Here is a 287-nt window from a genome sequence, read left to right on the forward strand (position 1 = left end):
TCGACTTCTATGGCCTGACGCTGTTTGCTGCCGGCGGTCTGAATAATGGTGGCGTCAACGGCGGCGGCGGATGCTTTCTCTACTTTTAGGTTTTCTTCGGTCAGTTGTCGGTTGATCGGTTTGAGCAATTCGGACAGGGTGTCGTCTTGCGCCGCCGGTTGCGGTAGCGGCATAAGGTGCTGTAATCGGGGATGCCCAGTTCGTCAAAGCGGCAAAACAGGTTGAAACCGATGCGGGTGATGAGGCTGTGTTCGAGTTCGGGATCGGAGAGGCTGTGCCATTGTCCG

1 pseudogene is annotated in these 287 nt (G+C 56.4%); it reads right to left on the reverse strand.

Going from position 1 to position 287, the window contains the following annotated elements:
- Positions 1–287: pseudogene (locus tag Q9J79_RS10320) on the reverse strand (transposase); the annotation flags it as partial.

The organism is Neisseria viridiae, assembly GCF_962747995.1.
Lineage (GTDB): Bacteria > Pseudomonadota > Gammaproteobacteria > Burkholderiales > Neisseriaceae > Neisseria > Neisseria viridiae.